Annotated in this window: 14 protein-coding genes; 11 read left to right on the plus strand and 3 right to left on the minus strand. The window is 61.9% G+C overall.

Annotated features, from left to right (window positions below):
• Positions 1-19: 19 nt before the first annotated feature.
• Positions 20-421, minus strand: a complete 402-nt coding sequence (locus tag K1W69_RS15830; protein WP_220229406.1) for an META domain-containing protein — start codon at positions 419-421, stop codon at positions 20-22.
• A gap of 196 nt (positions 422-617) precedes the next feature.
• On the opposite strand from K1W69_RS15830, the gene K1W69_RS15835 reads away from it, so the two are divergent.
• Complete coding sequence (locus K1W69_RS15835) at positions 618-2,519, plus strand: adenylate/guanylate cyclase domain-containing protein (RefSeq protein WP_220229407.1); 1,902 nt, start codon at positions 618-620, stop codon at positions 2,517-2,519.
• A 54-nt stretch (positions 2,520-2,573) separates the two neighbouring features.
• On the opposite strand, the gene K1W69_RS15840 is transcribed toward K1W69_RS15835, so the two are convergent.
• Positions 2,574-3,710 (minus strand): ABC transporter substrate-binding protein, encoded by a 1,137-nt coding sequence (locus tag K1W69_RS15840; protein ID WP_220229408.1) that lies wholly within the window; start codon positions 3,708-3,710, stop codon positions 2,574-2,576.
• A 311-nt stretch (positions 3,711-4,021) separates the two neighbouring features.
• Between K1W69_RS15840 and K1W69_RS15845 the strand changes: the two genes are divergently transcribed.
• From K1W69_RS15845 to K1W69_RS15890, 10 genes are all read left to right on the plus strand, one after another.
• Positions 4,022-4,903 (plus strand): branched-chain amino acid ABC transporter permease, encoded by an 882-nt coding sequence (locus tag K1W69_RS15845; RefSeq protein ID WP_220229409.1) that lies wholly within the window; start codon positions 4,022-4,024, stop codon positions 4,901-4,903.
• Complete coding sequence (locus K1W69_RS15850; protein ID WP_220229410.1) at positions 4,900-5,847, plus strand: branched-chain amino acid ABC transporter permease; 948 nt, start codon at positions 4,900-4,902, stop codon at positions 5,845-5,847. Before K1W69_RS15845 ends, K1W69_RS15850 begins: the two co-directional genes overlap by 4 nt.
• Positions 5,844-6,617, plus strand: coding sequence for an ABC transporter ATP-binding protein (locus tag K1W69_RS15855; protein ID WP_220229411.1), 774 nt, complete (start codon positions 5,844-5,846; stop codon positions 6,615-6,617). The genes K1W69_RS15850 and K1W69_RS15855 overlap by 4 nt, the downstream gene beginning before the upstream one ends.
• Positions 6,601-7,338 carry an ABC transporter ATP-binding protein gene (locus K1W69_RS15860; RefSeq protein WP_258571133.1) on the plus strand — a complete coding sequence of 246 codons (738 nt, stop codon included), beginning with the start codon at positions 6,601-6,603 and terminating at the stop codon, positions 7,336-7,338. Before K1W69_RS15855 ends, K1W69_RS15860 begins: the two co-directional genes overlap by 17 nt.
• The gene (locus tag K1W69_RS15865) at positions 7,335-9,416 is read left to right on the plus strand and encodes a hydantoinase/oxoprolinase family protein (protein WP_220229412.1); all 2,082 of its coding nucleotides are present in this window, start codon (positions 7,335-7,337) and stop codon (positions 9,414-9,416) included. The genes K1W69_RS15860 and K1W69_RS15865 overlap by 4 nt, the downstream gene beginning before the upstream one ends.
• Positions 9,413-11,218 carry a hydantoinase B/oxoprolinase family protein gene (locus K1W69_RS15870; RefSeq protein ID WP_220229413.1) on the plus strand — a complete coding sequence of 602 codons (1,806 nt, stop codon included), beginning with the start codon at positions 9,413-9,415 and terminating at the stop codon, positions 11,216-11,218. The genes K1W69_RS15865 and K1W69_RS15870 overlap by 4 nt, the downstream gene beginning before the upstream one ends.
• A complete protein-coding gene (locus tag K1W69_RS15875; protein WP_220229414.1) occupies positions 11,215-12,222 on the plus strand; it encodes an LLM class flavin-dependent oxidoreductase in 1,008 nt (335 codons plus the stop codon). Before K1W69_RS15870 ends, K1W69_RS15875 begins: the two co-directional genes overlap by 4 nt.
• Positions 12,219-13,478 (plus strand): threonine synthase, encoded by a 1,260-nt coding sequence (locus K1W69_RS15880; protein WP_220229415.1) that lies wholly within the window; start codon positions 12,219-12,221, stop codon positions 13,476-13,478. The genes K1W69_RS15875 and K1W69_RS15880 overlap by 4 nt, the downstream gene beginning before the upstream one ends.
• Before the next feature lie 3 nt (positions 13,479-13,481).
• Entirely contained in the window at positions 13,482-14,459 is a 978-nt protein-coding gene (locus K1W69_RS15885; protein ID WP_220229416.1) for an LLM class flavin-dependent oxidoreductase, read from the plus strand.
• A gap of 71 nt (positions 14,460-14,530) precedes the next feature.
• Positions 14,531-15,352, plus strand: coding sequence for an IclR family transcriptional regulator (locus K1W69_RS15890; protein WP_220229417.1), 822 nt, complete (start codon positions 14,531-14,533; stop codon positions 15,350-15,352).
• Here the strand turns inward: K1W69_RS15890 and K1W69_RS15895 are convergent.
• Positions 15,349-16,230, minus strand: coding sequence for an alpha/beta hydrolase (locus tag K1W69_RS15895; protein WP_258571134.1), 882 nt, complete (start codon positions 16,228-16,230; stop codon positions 15,349-15,351). The two genes, K1W69_RS15890 and K1W69_RS15895, sit on opposite strands and share 4 nt — an antisense overlap.
• Positions 16,231-16,264: the final 34 nt, after the last annotated feature.

Consider the following 16,264-nt stretch of genomic DNA (forward strand, 5'->3'; position numbering starts at 1 on the left):
ATCGCCGCCCGTCTCTAAATTATTTGCTTCTGACAAGGACGGCGACCGGATCGCCGCTGTCGTCACGCAATTGCAGCGTGTCGCCTTCGATGGTGAAGTTGCTTGCCGCGGCCAGCGCTTCCTGCAGCCTCTGCTCGAGCTCCCCGAGCGGCGGCGGACAGGCCTTTCGCGTCGCCGCCACCGGTCCGAAATCGATATTGTCGCCCTCGATCGCCGGTATGGACGTCATGCGGTTGCAGCCGATCGTCATCGAGATGTTCTCTTCCGGCGAAACCTCCAGGCTCGTCTTGCCTGAATCGAAATCCTGCGCGCCGCCGATCGATTCGAACCGCCAGCTTCCCACGATCCCCCCGTCTGCAGCGTGCGACGCGCCGCCAAGGGCCAGAGCGGCCAGTATTCCGACAAAAATCAACTTGCGCATGAATTGGTCCTTTCAAATTCAGCCTCGACGGCGATCTGTCACGGGGATTGCGTGCTCAATGTGTCTTTGAGGCAGAATCCCGCTCAGTCCCGCATTTACCTGAAAGGGTATATTTACCGCAAAGCTTTACAACGGGTTTTCACTGAAAAGAATTGCCGGGGCCAAAGCGCCTGCTGAACCTCCAGACCGCGAAACCATGACGCTATCATTTCGCCTCACCGTCACGTCCCTCGTGATGGTTATCCTCATAACACTGGCCCTGATGCTGATCGGCCTGCAATATCGTATACTCACGATCGCCGTCCACACTTCGGCGGGAGACAGCATGGAGTCGGTCAGCGAGCGCGTCGCGACGCGGATCGACGCGCGTCTCGCCAATACGGTCAGGCTCGTCAATTTCCTCTCCGCCATTCCGTCGATCGCCGACCAGGAACGTCCGGGCGCCGACAATCAGGCGATCGAACTCTTCCGGATGATGCTTGAACAGTCGCTCGGATATGAAAGCGTTTACGTCGGATACGCCGATGGCTACTGGCTGCAATTGCTCCGCGTTGCCGAATTGGCGCCGGAGCAGCGGGAATTGTTCAAGACGCCCGAAGGGGCCGTCTATATTCTGAACCAGGTGATTCCCGGCGCTCCCGGGCAACTTCCGCTGTTTCGCCACTTTCTCGACGCGGATATGCAGTTGATAAGCGAAATCACGATACCCCATCTCGGATACGACGCCCGCACGCGCCCCTGGTATCTCGATGCTCAGGGTCACCATACCGCAGCTATTTCGCGACCCTATCTTTCTTACGTCAGTGATGAATCCCTGATCACGGTGAGCGCGGAACTCGACGGCCTTATGAAAGGTGTGGTCGGCATCGATATCCAAACCGAGGAATTCAGCCATTTCGTCTCCGAACAGGCCGAGATCGAAAACACCGTCAGCGTCGTCTACATGGCCGATGGAACTCTGCTGGCGCATCCGCAATATCACAGCCTGCTTGCAAAGAAGCTGATCGCCAGCGACAATGTGGTCCTGCCGACCGTCGCCGACCTCGACAACGGGCTTGTAAAAGACGCGCTTGCGGATTCGAAAGAAAAAACAAGAGAAGCAGGCGGCGTCCACGACGACGAGGGCGATTATTGGCTCTACCGCATCGGCCCGCTTCATATCCCGGATTTCCCCGGCGCCCATATCGTTCTTCTCGCCGAAGAAACGGATTTCGCCGGAGACATCCGGCGGCTGCAATGGCGCGGTTTCCTCGTCGCCTGCGCGATCGGCGCGATCTTCCTGCCGGTAAGCTGGTTCGCGGCCAGCAGAATATCCAGGCAATTGCTGGCGATCACCGACGAGGCCAACCGGCTGCAGACGATGCAGACGCCGCCCGAGCGGCCAATTGGCTCGCTGATCAATGAAATCCGCAATCTCGGCCAGGCAGTTCATCTCGCCCAGAAAGCGATCTGGTCGTTCTCGCGCTTCGTTCCCTCAGAACTCGTGCGAAGGCTGCTGAAGGACGAAATGTCCACAGAGATCGGCGGCGTGCGGCAGGGCCTTTCAGTCGTTTTCACCGATGTCGAAAACTTCACGACAATTGCCGAAAACACCGACCCGAACGTTCTCATGAGCCAGACGTCGCGCTATTTCAGCGCCCTGACAGACGCTTTTCTCGCCGAGGGCGGCACGATCGACAAGTTCATCGGCGACGCCGTGATGGTGTTCTGGAACGCGCCGGAGCCGCAGGACGACCATGTCAAAAGCGCCTGTCGCGCCGTGCTCGCCGCGCGCGAAGCCAGCAAAGCCATCAACACGCAATTCGAGGCGGAAGGCCTGCCGCGCTTCCGCACCCGCTTCGGCGTCAACACCGGCGTCGCCGTCGTCGGCAATCTCGGCTCCTCGGAGCGGATGAACTACACGGCGCTTGGCAACACGGTCAATCTGGCGGCCCGACTGGAAAGCCTCAACAAGGAATACGACACCGACATCCTGGTCAGCGAGGCCGTCCGCGATCAGGCCGGCGACACGTTCACGTTCCGAAAGGTCGACCGCACGATCGCCAAGGGCATGACCCATGCGACGACAGTGTATGAGCTTGTGGGCGAGCAGAAGTAGCAGTTCACGCTAAATGATGAGCGGCGGGGCTGAACCCCGCCGCATCGCGTCGTCTTATTTTGCGACCTGTTCGAGCGAAAGGATGTCGACCTTGTTGTCGTTGACGCCGAGGATCACGACAATCTCACCGGCCTGGTTGTAATCGTCGAAGGAGATCGTCTTGCCCATCACCGTGGTGAACTCGATTTTTTCGAGCGCGTCGCGGATGGCGGCTGGTTCGGCGCTGCCGGCTTCCTTGATCGCCTGGGCGATGATGTTGACGGAATCATAGCCGGCCCAGGTCTGCAGCACCGGCGAGATCTCGTGCTTCACCTTGATCTTCTCGGCGAACGCCTTGTTCTCCGGCGTGTCGATCTCCGGCGAATAGGTCCAGGCGCTGACGGAGCCTTCCATGCCGCCGGCGCTGATCAACTCTTCATTCTGCCCGCCAAGTTCGGCGCGGCCCGTATAGGGAATGGTGAGGCCGAGCTGCATGGCGTTGCGCAGCATGGTGAGCTGGTCGGATCCGAGCTGGAACAGGGCGATCGCGTCGGGTTTCGAGCGCGACACCTTGGTCAGGACCGGCGTGAAGTCGGGCAAGCCCTGGGGGGCGAAGTCCGTCGAAATGATCTCGACGCCCGCTTCCTTGGCGAATTCGGCGAAGGCGCCGGCGCCGCCGCGTCCGAAATCCGTATCCTCGCCGATAATCGCGACCTTGGAGAACTTGCCTGAATTGGCGAGATAGCCGGCGAGCGTCTTCATCATAGCCGCGTCGGACGGATTGATGCGGAATTCCCACTTGTTGCCGCCGACGCCGGACTGGTCGGTGATGGCGGGGCTGGTCGACACCGCGGTGACCATGGGAATGCCGGCCTTCTCGATGATCGGCATGGTCGCCAGCGTGGCTGAACTGCAGTGCGCGCCGATGATGACGTTGACCTTCGCCTCGACCAGTTTGTTGGCGACGTTAACGGCCTCGGACGGATTGCACTTGTTGTCCATCGGCAGGAGTTCGATCTGCATGCCGAGCAGACCCCCGGCTTCATTGATTTCCTCTACGGCGAGGTCGATTCCCCATTTTTCCCGCTCAGCGGCGATAGCCGCCGGACCGGTGTAGGGATTGCTGATGCCAATCAGGATGCTTTCGGCCTGGGCGGCCACAGACGCGCCCAAGATTGAGGCAACTGATAGAATAACAGGCAGTATTTTCATGTGTTCCTCCTATCGGGACAAGAATAGGCAAGTTGATCTAATTTTTCGATTGACAATAAATCCAATCGGAGCCCATCATATGGTAAGTTACAGCGCTAGCAAGCCCGTTTTTTAGGCATAAGGTGAAAAACAATGGTTATAGGAACTTTAGTTTCATTTCCACGCTATATTTTATACTTCAAGAAATACATTGTGACTATAAGTAATTCTTGAGAGGAATACAGAAGTAAATATGAAGTAATCCTCGAATTGATACATCCCTCCCACCTCCGAACCTCTGCAAACAGGCAAACGCCGTCGGCGAACAGAACATGGACTACATCTACTTTTTGCAATTAACCGCGAACGGACTTGTGATCGGGCTGATTTACGCTTTGATCGCGGTCGGACTCGCCTTGCTCTTCGGCGTCCTGGGCATCGTCAACTTCGCCCATGGCGAACTGCTGCTTATCGGCGCCTATGCGATGGCGATTGCGTTGCCTGCTTTCGGACTGGCCTACATACCCGGCGTCATCGTCGCCGTGCTGACGGCGATCATCGCCGGCTGGTTCATCTATGAAGTGTTCCTGTCGAAGCTCGGGCACGGTGAATTCGAACGCAGCATCCTGATCACGATGGGCCTGTCCATCGTCATCCTCAATGGCATCCAGTATATCTTCACCGCCACGCCGCTCTTGGTGAACACCGAATTCGGCTACGCCGGCGTCAGCATCGGCGATATCCGCGTCGCGTGGACGCGCATCGCCGCAGCAGTCCTGTCGGCCGTCACCTTCGCTGCATTATATGTACTGCTCAATTACACCCAGATCGGCCGGGCCATGCGCGCCGTCTCCCAAAATCGCGACGCCGCCCTGATGGTGGGCATGCAGCCGCGCAAGATCGGTCGCAACGCGGTTATTCTGGCTGCTTCGCTCTGTGGCCTCGCCGGCGCCGCCGTCGCCCCGGTTCAACTGGTTCAGCCCTATCTCGGCCAGTTCCTTGTCTTCAAGGCGTTCGCAATCATCATTATCGGCGGCATGGGCAGCATCGAAGGCGCGGTGTTCGCAGCCATTGCGCTTGGCGTCATTGAAAGCTGGATCGGCGGCTTCTTCCCCGTCGTCTGGCAGGAAGCCGCAGGCTTCATCATCATGATCACGGTGCTGATGCTGAAGCCCAGCGGCCTGTTCTCTCGCGGCGGAATGCGGGTCGGATGAGAATGCCTTTTCTTGCCGTAACAGTCGTCGCCGTGGCCGCATTTCTGCCGCTGGTTGTTACCAGCAGCTACATCCTCAGTGTTGGCGTCACCATGTTCCTGTATCTGGTCGCGGCAATGTCCCTGAACGTCATCTATGGCCTGCTCGGGCTGCTGTCGCTGGCCCACATCGCCTTCTGGGGCATCGGCGGCTATTTCACGGTGATCGCCGTAATGGATCTCGGATTGAGCTTCTGGGTTGCGCTGCCGCTCGCCGGTCTCTTCGCAGGCGTCGTTTCGATCGCCGTCGGCTTTCCGGCGCTCCGCCTCAACCGGCACTCTTTCGTCGTCGTCACGCTCATCTTCGCGCTTTTGACTACACTGGTCGCGCGCGACTGGGTGTCGCTGACGCGCGGGCCGATGGGCATTCCGGGCATCCCCTCGCCCTATTTCTTCGGCCACGAGATCGCCGGCGCCTACAGTTTCTATTACCTCGCCGGCGCATTCGCCCTGGTCAGCCTGCTGCTGCTTTACCTCTTCTTCACGTCGCGGATCGCCGACACCATGCGCGCGATCAACCAGAGCGAGGATCTCGCCCGCTCGCAAGGCGTCAATCCCACTGCCTACAAACTTCTCGCCTTCTTCCTGTCCGCGTTCTTCACGGCCATGGCGGGCGGCATTCTCGCCTTCAACCAGAGGGTCATCGACCCGCTGATCTTCGACTTCTTCTTCATGCAGGCCTTCCTCATCATGGTCATTGTCGGCGGCAGGGGCAGCTTCGTCGGCGTGCTTGTCGCCGGCGCCGTAATGTCGATCCTGCCGGAAGTCCTGCGCTTCTCGGTCGACCTGCGCATGGTGCTCTATGGTCTGGCGCTGCTCGCCTTCGTCACCTGGGCGCCGAACGGCCTTGCCGGATGGATCAGGGAGCGGCGCGAGGAACGCCTGCGTTCGGAGTTGCGGCAATGAACAGCGCAACGCCACTTCTCGAGGTCGAGGGGCTTCGCAAGAGCTTCGCCGGCGTGCACGCCGTGGACAACATGTCCTTCTCCGTCGCGCACAACACGATCACCGGCGTCATCGGCCCCAACGGTTCGGGCAAAAGCACCACCATCGACTGCATCTCCGGCTTCCAGCGGCCGAACGCGGGTCGCATCAGACTGGACGGGCGCGACATCACCCGCCTGACGCCGCAGAAAATCGCCAAGGCCGGACTGATCCGGACCTTCCAGACCGTGCACATCTATGAGGCGATGACGCTGCGGGAAAATCTACTCCAGGCCGCCCGCCCCTTCCAGGCGTCCGGCTGGGTCGCCGATTTCCTGCGCCTGCCCGGCATGCGCCGCGAGGTCGATGCAGCGATGGTCCGCGCCGACGAGCTGGTCGACATGATTGGCCTGCGCAAATATTACGACGCGCCGACGCGCATTCTGTCCTACGGCCAGAAGAAGCTTGTCGCCCTTGCCGCGGGGCTGATGCCCAAACCGCGACTGCTCGTCCTCGACGAACCGGTCGCAGGCGTCAATCCGACGCGCATCCGCGAGATCGAGGAAGTCATCCTCAACCTCCACGCCGCCGGCGAGAGTTTCATTATCGTCGAACACAATGTCGAATTCGTCATGCGCTTGTGCGAACGCGTCATCGTCTTCGTCGGCGGAAGCAAGATGACCGAGGGCGACCCGAAATCCGTGCAGCAGGACGCGCGCGTACTGGAGGCCTATCTTGGAATACCTGCTTGAGCTGGACGGCCTGACCGCCGGCTACGCCGGCAAGCCGATCATCCACGACGTGTCCTTTCGCCTTGAAAAGGGAACCATCACGACTTTCGTCGGCGGCAACGGCGCCGGCAAGTCGACGCTGATGCGCGCGATCTACGGATCGTGCGATCATCTCGGCGGCGGAATCATTTTTGACGGGCGGCAGATCGAGAAAAAGACACCCTGGGAGCGCTACGAACTGGGCATCGGCTTCGTGCCGCAGGGACGCTGCAACTTCCCGGACATGACGGTCGCCGAAAACCTCAAAATGGGCTGCTACACTCTGCCGCGCAACGAACATCGCGACCGTATCGACGCAATGCTTGAAAGCTTCCCCATGCTTGCAAGGAAGATTCGCGAGAAAGCGGGCAATCTGTCCGGCGGCGAACAGCAGGTGCTGGAAACCGCGATGGTCCTGCTGTCGGAACCCTCGCTCCTGCTGCTTGACGAGCCCTCGCTCGGCCTTGCGCCGAAAACCCAGGGCGAGGTCTTCGAGTTCGTCAAACGCATCGCCGCCGACGGCGTAACGGTGCTGGTCGTCGAGCAGAACGTTCACGGCGCCTTGCTGATTTCCGACAAGGCCATCGTGCTTGAAATGGGCCGGAAGTTCCTCGAGGGAACCGCTGAAGAGGTCCGCAACAACCCGAATATCCGCCATGCCTATCTCGGCGGCAACCTGAGCGAGGAGGAAGTTTCCGAATGACGAATGCGGCGCGTCTGGCGGTCGATATCGGCGGGACTTTTACAGACCTTGCGCTGACCCGGGACGGGCGGCGCGTGACGGCAAAGGTGCTCACCACGCCGTCGGCGCCCGAACAGGGCGTGCTGACCGGCGTCAAGGCCATCCTCGAGAAAGCCGGACTGGCGCCGTCCGATGTCGGCATCGTCATTCACGGAACGACGCTCGCGACCAACGCGATCATCGAACGCAAGGGCGCAAAGACCGCGATGATCGTCACCGACGGTTTCCGCGATTCCATCGACATGGCGTATGAGAACCGCTTCGAGCAATACGACATCATGATGGACCGCCCCGCGCCGCTCGTGCCCCAGGCCATGCGCTTTCAGGCGGCCGGCAGGATCGACGCGCAGGGCAATGAGATCCAGCCCCTCGACGAGGCGAAGATTGCGGAAATCTGCGATCGCCTGGCCGCCGAAGAGGTCAGATCGGTGGCCGTCTGCTTCATGCACCCCTACGCCAACATGGCGCACGAGGAGCGCGCGCGCGAAATCATCTCGGCGCGTCTGCCCGACATCGCGATCACGCTTTCGGGCGAGGTCTGTCCTGAAATTCGCGAATATGACCGGTGGTCCACGGCGCTCGCCAACGCCTATATCCAGCCGGTCATGGACACCTATCTGCGCAAGCTTTCGGTCGAGCTTGAAAAAATGGGCGTCGACTGCCCGTTTTTCATGATTACGTCCGCCGGCGGCTTGACCGAGGTCGAGATGGCCCGCCGCTTTCCTGTGCGCCTGGTCGAATCCGGGCCGGCCGGCGGCGCGATCCTCGCTGCCCACGTGGCCGCCCAGTCGGACTACGAGGAAATCCTGTCCTTCGACATGGGCGGCACCACCGCCAAGATCTGTCTCATCGAGAACGGCCAGCCGCATTATTCCCGCACCTTCGAGGTGGCGCGCGAATACCGCTTCCTGAAAGGCAGCGGCCTGCCGTTGCGCATTCCCGTCATCGACATGGTGGAGATCGGCGCCGGCGGCGGTTCGATCGCCCGCATCGATGAATTGTCGCGCATCCAGATCGGCCCGGACAGCATGGGTTCGGAGCCGGGACCTGCGAGCTACGGCCGCGGCGGAACCGCCGCGACCGTCACCGACGCAAATGTCGTGCTCGGCCGTCTCGACCCGGAAACCTTTGCGGGCGGATCGATCCCGCTGCTTCCCGAACGCGCCGAAACCGCTGTGATGGAGCATATCGGCGCGCAGCTCGAACTTGATCCGCTCAATGCGGCGATCGGGATATCGGAAGTGGTCGAGGAAAACATGGCGAACGCTTCCCGCGTTCACGCCGTCGAACTCGGACGCAATCTCGGCGGCCGCACGATGATCGCCTTCGGCGGGGCCGCGCCCCTGCACGCCGCCCGGCTGGCCGACAAGCTGGGCATTCGGCGCGTGGTTGTGCCGGCGAGCGCCGGGGTGGGTTCTGCCGTCGGGTTCCTCCTTGCCCCGATCGCCTACGAGATCAACCAGTCGCGCTTCGTCACACTCGACGACACCTTCGACAACGAGGCGATCAACGCCTTGCGCAAGGACATGTACGCAAAGGCCCTCGAGGTCGTGTCGGCCGGCGCGGGCGACCAGCCGCTGATCGAGACATGGACGGCCGACATGCGCTATGTCGGCCAGGGCCACGAAGTCACCGTCGACATTCCCGCAACGCCGTTCGAGGCGGAAGACCACAAGGCGCTGCATGACCTGTTCGTGTCCTATTACACAAGCACGTTCGGCCGCTCGATACCCGGGCTGGTGTCGGAGATCACAGGCTGGTCGCTGAGACTGGCGACCCAGGCGCCCGCGCCGGAAAAGGCCCGTCACGAGAAAAACGGCAAAACCGTCTGCCCGGCCGGCGCCCGCCGCATGGTGGACGCGGCGACGGGCGACATGATCGAGGCGCCGGTCTATCACCGCGCCGAGCTTGAGCCCGGCGTAACGCTCGCCGGTCCCTGCATCATTACCGAGGAGGAGACGACCACCATCGTCACCTCCCGTTTCGACGCGGGCGTCAACTCGCTCGGGCACATCGTTCTGGACTGGAATGAGGCATGACTGACACATCGATCCTTTCCGTCATTCACTACCAGGTCATGTGGGACCGGCTGATTTCGGTCGTCGAGGAACAGGCGCAGGCGCTTATCCGCACCGGCTTTTCGACATCGACCCGAGAGGCGGGCGACGTCTCCGCAGGCATCTTTGACACCAGCGGCGACATGCTCGCACAGGCCGTGACCGGAACGCCCGGCCACGTCAACTCCATGGCCCGCGCAGTGGCGCACTTCCTCGACAGGTTCCCGGTCGACACGATGAAGCCGGGCGACGTCTTCATTACCAACGACCCCTGGAAGGGCACCGGACACCTGCACGACTTCACGGTCGTCACGCCGGCCTTCTTCAACGGCGCGTGCGTCAGCCTGTTTGCGTGCACCTGCCATGTCGTCGATGTCGGCGGCCGCGGCATTGGCCCGGACGGACGCCAGGTCTACGAAGAGGGTATTTACATCCCGCTGATGTACTTCGCCCGCGAGGGCAGGGTCGACGAAACCATGATCGAGATCGTGCGCGGCAATGTCCGCGAACCGGTGCAGGTGATCGGCGACATCTACTCGCTCGCCGCCTGCAACGACATCGGCTGCGAACGGCTTGTGGAGATGATGAGCGAATTCGGCATCGAAACCCTCGACGCGCTCGGCGAGCACATTCTCGACAAGACCGCCCGGGCCATGAAGGAAGCCATTGCGGACATTGCGCCCGGAACCTTCCACAACACCATGCGGGTTGACGGCTACGAACGCCCGCTCGATCTGGTCGCGGCGCTGACCGTGCACGAGGACCACATATCCGTCGATTTCGAGGGCACGTCCGCCCCCTCGCCTTTCGGCATCAACGTGCCCTTCTGCTACACGGAGGCCTATGCGACCTTCGGCGTCAAATGCGTCGTCGCGCCCAAGGTGCCGAACAACGCCGCTTCGCTCGCGGCGATCCGCATATCGACCCCGGAAAACTGCATCCTCAACGCCAAGCATCCCCTGCCCGTCGCCACGCGGCACATTACGGGTCAGTTGTTGCCAGACGTCATGTTCGGTTGCCTGTCGCAGGTACGAACGCGGGCCGGAGACCCTCTCGCAGTCCCGGCGGAAGGGTCTTCCTGCCTGTGGAACCTCTTTGCGATGGGCGGCGCCGGCCGTGTCGACGCCGAACCCGAAACGCTTGCCGACGCCCGCGTTTTCAACGTGATGAGCTTCCACTCCGGCGGCGCCGGCGCCCGCGCCGGCAAGGACGGACTGTCGGCGACCGCTTTTCCGTCGGGAGTGCGCAACGTGCCGATCGAAATCACCGAGGCCGGATCTCCCATGATCGTCTGGCGCAAGGAATACCGCACAGATTCGGGCGGCGCGGGCTATTACCGCGGCGGCCTCGGCCAGATCATGGAAGTCGACACGCTCGATACGGCGCCCTTCGCCGTCAGCGCCAATTACGACCGTGTTCTGTTCCCGCCCCGCGGCCGCGATGGCGGCCAGGACGGCGCCGCCGGCGTTGTCCGCCTCAAATCGGGCGAACATCTGCGCGGCAAGGGCCAGCAGACAGTGCCCTATGGCGAACGACTGCTCATCGAAATGCCGGGAGGCGGCGGGATCGGCGATCCCCTGCAGCGTCCGGCCGAAATGGTCGCGAAAGATGTCCGCGAAGGCATGGTGTCGGCCGAAAAGGCGCGCAGCGTCTACGGCGTCGCGCTCGATGACGCCCATGCGGTAATTGCCGATCAAACCGAAACCCTGAGAATGCAACTGAGGGCGAAAATGAAACAGGACGCGGCAGAGGACCGGTCCGTGCAAATGGAGACAAGCAAATGATAGTAAGCGCCGGACTGCCAACCGGGATGGAAGGCCTGACCTATCCGATCCCTTTTTCTTCGACGGAAAACGTCCTGAAGATCGCGACCCATGCGGAAGACCTCGGCTACCATTCGGTCTGGGGCAACGACCACATGACCACGCAGACCTATGTTCGCGACGAATTCCCCGAGCCGCCGCGCTTCTGGGAGCCGCTGATCACCTACGCCTTCATCGCCGCGGCCACCACCAGGCTGCGCTTCGGCACCGGCATTCTGGTCCTGCCGATGCGCCGCGACATCGTCGTCACGGCCAAGCAGATCGCGACCCTCGATCACTTCAGCGGCGGCCGGCTGGAAATCGGCGTCGGCGTCGGCGCCTATCGCGAGGAGTTCGAGGCGCTGTGGCCTGATTCGGGCGCGAATCGCGGCGCGATGGTGGAAGAAGGCGTGGAAGCGCTCAACAAGCTCTTTTCCGACCGCGTTTCCAGCTTCGACGGAAAATACTACCAGTACCGCGATGTCGAGCTTGCGCCCAAGACGCTGCAGAAGAAGCTGCCGATCTATTTCGGCGGAAACAGCCCGAAGCATCTGCCGCGCGTCGCGCGGCTCGCCGACGGCTGGATTCCGGCCGGCATGGACGTCGGCAAGATGGGCGGCATGATCACCCACCTCAAGGAACTTGTCGAAAAGGAAGGCCGCGACCCTTCAACCATCCAGATCGCCCCGCAATTCACATGCTATGTCGGCAAGACCCGTGAAGAGGCGCGTGAGCGCTTCAGCCAGAGCCAGATGTACAAACATATGGTTTCGCTGAAGAAATCGACGCTTAAGAGCGAAGGCGAGCAGGATCTGTCCGACGTCAACCTCGTCGGTTCGGTCGACGAAGTGGTGGAAAAGGCGATCGCGGCGCGCGAAGCCGGCGTCACCCATCTTCTCGGTCTTTACTTTGCCGCCAACGACGTTCAGGAATTGCTCGACCAGATGCAGCTGTTCGCGGAAGAAGTGACGCCGAAAATAACATGACCAGACTGAATTCCGGAATGCTGCCCGGTAGCGCGGCAATCGGGCAACGTTCGCTTGGCGATCCCTCCAGGAGCTTCCCGCTCCTGCCGGTGATCGTCGACGGCTGTCCGGCGACGTCCACCGACGCCATGCAGTATCCGCTGGAAATCGCCTATGATTACGACAAGGTCGATCGGTCGCTGTTCGATCAGGCGCCGTTGCCGGGCCTGTCGCGCTGGGCGCCGCTTCTGCCGCCGCTCGCCGACGGCCTGTCCATGGGCGAAGGCGGCACGCCCCTCGTCGATGCGGAAGAATTCGGCCGCGAAATCGGCGTCAAGGGACGCCTCTGGCTGAAAGACGAAAGCCGCAACCCGACCTGGAGCCACAAGGACCGTCTGAACTACTGCGTGGTCAGCGCTGCGATCGCATCGGAGGCGCGCGGCATTGCCGTCGCCTCGTCGGGTAATCACGGCGCGGCGGCTGCGGCCTATGCGGCGCGCGCCGGGCTGCCCTGCGCCGTCATCGTCGCCCAGAACATGCCGGACGCCTATCTGCGTCTCATCACCAGCCTCGGCGCCCATGTCATCGCCAGCCCCACCGAAAGCCGCTGGACCGTGCTGCGTCGCATCGTCGACGAAGCGGGCTTCATGCCCGCCAGCAATCTGACCCGTTTCCATACGGGCAATCCCTATGGCCCGGAAGGCTACAAGACCATTGCCTACGAACTGTTTCTCCAGCTTGGACGCAGCGTGCCGAGTACGGTGCTCGCGCCCACCGGATACGCCGAAATGCTGTTCGGCGTATGGAAGGGATTCCAGGAATTGAAAAACCTCGGCCTGACCGATCGTGTGCCGCGGATCCTGTCTGCCGAACCGGCCACGCGCGGCCCGCTCGCACGCGCCGTCAGCAGCAACGAGCCTGCCACGGAGGTGGACGGGCCGGCGTCCATCGCCATGGGCATTTCCTGTTCCGTCAGTTCCTGGCGCGGCGTGGTCGCGCTTGAAAACAGTCGGGATCGCGCGCTGACGTCGTCGGAAGATACCTTCCAGGACATGCGCCGGCGGCTCGCCGCCAGGGGTCTGTACCAGGAATTCTCGGGCGTGGCCGGTCTCGCCGCCGCGAAGGAGGCGTCGGAGCGCGGCGTCGAACTCGATGGAGACGTGGTCGCAATCCTGACCTCCACGGGGCTCAAGGACGCCGAACTCCTCGCGCCTCCGGACAATCTCTATAATCTCGACTCGCTCGACACTCTCATCGCCGAGCTGCAGAGGATCTAGATCATGTCTTCAGAAATAGGCGTCGCGCTGAACGGCAACGAACCCTGGCCCGAAGTTCAAAAGATGGGCGCGCTGATGGATGCGTCGGGGGTCGAAACCCTCTGGCTCGCCAGCCACCTCTTCCAGCGCGAGCCGGTCGCCAGCGCCGCAGCCATATTGAGCGCCACGAGCCGGCTGAAAATCGCCCTGATGGCGATGAGCCCGTTCAGCGTGCACCCGGTCTATATCGCCATGGCGGCCGCCACGCTCGACGAATTGTTTCCCGGCCGCGTTTCGCTCTGTCTCGGCGTCGGCGCGCCGCGCGATCTTGAAGCCGCCGGTATCGAATCAGACAAGCCGCTCCTGGTCATGCGCGAAGCACTGGAGCTCTGCCGCGCGCTGTTGAGCGGCGAGGTCGTGCGGTTCCAGGGCAAGCGTTTCCAGGTGGAGGGTCGCGCGCTGGAGGCCGGCAAACGCAATGTGCCGCTGATCCTCGCGGCGTCCGGCCCGAAGATGCTGAAACTCGCGGGCTCCCACGCCGACGGCCTGCTCATCAGCGCCGCCGCATCCGTCGCCTTTATCCAGTCTTGCCTCACGGAAACCGCCGCCGGCGAAGCCGAATCCGGAAGCAAGATCCGTCGCATGGGCCTCGTCTACGCCGCCATCGACGAGGATGAGACGCGCGCATTCGACAGCCTGCGCCGCAAGATGGCCTTCATCCTGCGCGGCATGCATCACAAGACCAACATCGAACTCGGCGGCGGAACACTCGATCAGCCGGCGCTCGCAAGGGCCTATGCGGAGAGCGACTGGCCAACCGTCGAGAGCCTCGTGAGCGACGACATCGTGCGCAGGCATGCGGTCGCCGGCAAACCTGAAGACGTGCGCAAGCGCCTGTCGGAGTATGAGAATGTCGGGTTGGACCAGCTGATCGTCACCGGCGTCGCAAGCGCGGAAGAACTGGCTCCGCTTCTCAATAGTCTTGCAGCAATTCGCGACTGATGGCACGATGCTGTCGAGTAATTGGGCGTCCGGGGAGTACGCTCAAAGTTTAGGCGCAAAGGATTGAAACCATGGCCAGACATCTCTCCGAACTCGACGCGAACCAGTCGCTCTCCAAAGCGCTGATGATCGTCAAGATGCTAAGCTCCACACAAGGCGATATCGGCGTACGCGAACTTGGCCGACGGCTGGACATCCCGCCCAGCGTCGTCCACCGTTTGCTGGCGACCTTGAAGAACCACGATTTCGTCGAGCAGGATCCGCGTACTATGCGCTACCGCACCGGATACGGGCTTTACGAGGCGGGCCAATCCTATCTCGTTCAAAGAACGCTCGCCGACGCCGCATTCGAGGAACTTCAGAAAGTCGCGAAAAACTGCAATATGGCCGCCTATCTCGGCGCAATGCACGACACCGAAATGGTGTATTTCCTCTCTTTGCCGAGCCCTCCGATACACGTCTACCCGCAACCCGGCCGAACCGCTCCGCTGCATTCCACCTCCATCGGCAAGATCGCGCTCGCCCGGCTTGAAAACAACGAACTGGCGACCTTCCTGCAGACACTGGATATGCCGCGTCTGACTGGCAACACGATTGTCGAACCGATACAGCTCTATGAAGAGGTGATTGAAGTCCGCAAGACCGGCTATGCGGATTGTCGGGGTGAAAACATCGAAGGCATCTACGCCATCGGCGTTCCGGTGCTCGACAGCCGCGGCGAGATCGTCGCAGGCATCAGCCTCGCCTCGCCAGGACCGGAAATGTTTCGCGAAATCAGAGACAGCGCGCTTGAACAGTTGCGCCGCGCCTCGGCGATCATTACCGAGCGCCTGTCGCGGCTGGTCAGCATTCCCGACACGGCGTCCACATCCAGCCACCGTCAACACGCCTAGTTGCGGGCGAGAAATCCCGATATTGCGGGGACCAGGCCCGGGTGCAAGGGATGCGAGGGGTCGGTATAGGTCGCCAATGGCTGACCTGGAGCATCGACCTTCAGCATGTGCGTCGCGCCCTCAAGAACCACCTTTTCGGCTTGCGGCAGCGCTTCGGCGAGCAGATCGGCGTCCATCGGCTTGACCTGTATGTCCGCATCCCCCTGAACGATCAGCGCAGGCCCCTGCCAGTCATGCGCCAGAGCAACGGGATCGTGAGAGAACAGATCGATCATGTAGCGCTGCAGGCCGGGCGAGAATATCGCCTTCAGATGCGGCGGCAGCTCGTCGGGATCGGCGGTGCGACCGGCCTCTAGACCCGTAACGATACGATCGATCGCCGGCATCGAGGGCGCCATGCCCGGCATCGCGCGCAGCTGTTCCCGCAACAATTCCCCCATCGGCCGTCCGGCGGTTGAAAGCAGCAACAGTCCGCAGAGTGGTTCAGGCGGCTTGCGGCTTGCGACAAGCGCAACCAGCCCGCCTTCCGAATGGCCTGCGATCCAGACGCACGGGGCCATCTCCGCAGCGCGTTTCACCCAGTCGCGCACGTCCCCGGCATAGGCTTCGATCGTCACATCATTGGGATCTGCAATGGCTGCGCTGCTGTCGAAGAGGCCGCGCTTGTCGATCCTGATCGAGGCTATCCCGGCTTCTGCGAGTTCGTCCGCCAGCATCTTGTATGCGTTGCTGTCCAGCCCTCCCTGCGGGCCGTTGCCGTCGCGGTCCACAGGACCGGAGCCGGGGATGATGACGACCACATGGCGTGCGCCTTCCACGGCGGTCGCCTCTCCGGCCAGCGGACCTTCCGGTCCGTCGATCATGATCGTTTTCGCCATTGATGAACCTGTAATGACAAGCAACAGGGCCAGA

Source organism: Flavimaribacter sediminis, from assembly GCF_019492055.1.
Classification (GTDB): domain Bacteria; phylum Pseudomonadota; class Alphaproteobacteria; order Rhizobiales; family Rhizobiaceae; genus Flavimaribacter; species Flavimaribacter sediminis.

What these genes read in the sequence shown, in the direction of transcription:
- K1W69_RS15830 (WP_220229406.1), bottom strand. Translation starts at nt 421, where the DNA reads ATGCGCAAGTTGATTTTTGTCGGAATACTGGCCGCTCTGGCCCTTGGC.
- K1W69_RS15835 (WP_220229407.1), top strand. Translation starts at nt 618, where the DNA reads ATGACGCTATCATTTCGCCTCACCGTCACGTCCCTCGTGATGGTTATC.
- K1W69_RS15840 (WP_220229408.1), bottom strand. Translation starts at nt 3,710, where the DNA reads ATGAAAATACTGCCTGTTATTCTATCAGTTGCCTCAATCTTGGGCGCG.
- K1W69_RS15845 (WP_220229409.1), top strand. Translation starts at nt 4,022, where the DNA reads ATGGACTACATCTACTTTTTGCAATTAACCGCGAACGGACTTGTGATC.
- K1W69_RS15850 (WP_220229410.1), top strand. Translation starts at nt 4,900, where the DNA reads ATGAGAATGCCTTTTCTTGCCGTAACAGTCGTCGCCGTGGCCGCATTT.
- K1W69_RS15855 (WP_220229411.1), top strand. Translation starts at nt 5,844, where the DNA reads ATGAACAGCGCAACGCCACTTCTCGAGGTCGAGGGGCTTCGCAAGAGC.
- K1W69_RS15865 (WP_220229412.1), top strand. Translation starts at nt 7,335, where the DNA reads ATGACGAATGCGGCGCGTCTGGCGGTCGATATCGGCGGGACTTTTACA.
- K1W69_RS15870 (WP_220229413.1), top strand. Translation starts at nt 9,413, where the DNA reads ATGACTGACACATCGATCCTTTCCGTCATTCACTACCAGGTCATGTGG.
- K1W69_RS15875 (WP_220229414.1), top strand. Translation starts at nt 11,215, where the DNA reads ATGATAGTAAGCGCCGGACTGCCAACCGGGATGGAAGGCCTGACCTAT.
- K1W69_RS15880 (WP_220229415.1), top strand. Translation starts at nt 12,219, where the DNA reads ATGACCAGACTGAATTCCGGAATGCTGCCCGGTAGCGCGGCAATCGGG.
- K1W69_RS15885 (WP_220229416.1), top strand. Translation starts at nt 13,482, where the DNA reads ATGTCTTCAGAAATAGGCGTCGCGCTGAACGGCAACGAACCCTGGCCC.
- K1W69_RS15890 (WP_220229417.1), top strand. Translation starts at nt 14,531, where the DNA reads ATGGCCAGACATCTCTCCGAACTCGACGCGAACCAGTCGCTCTCCAAA.
- K1W69_RS15895 (WP_258571134.1), bottom strand. Translation starts at nt 16,230, where the DNA reads ATGGCGAAAACGATCATGATCGACGGACCGGAAGGTCCGCTGGCCGGA.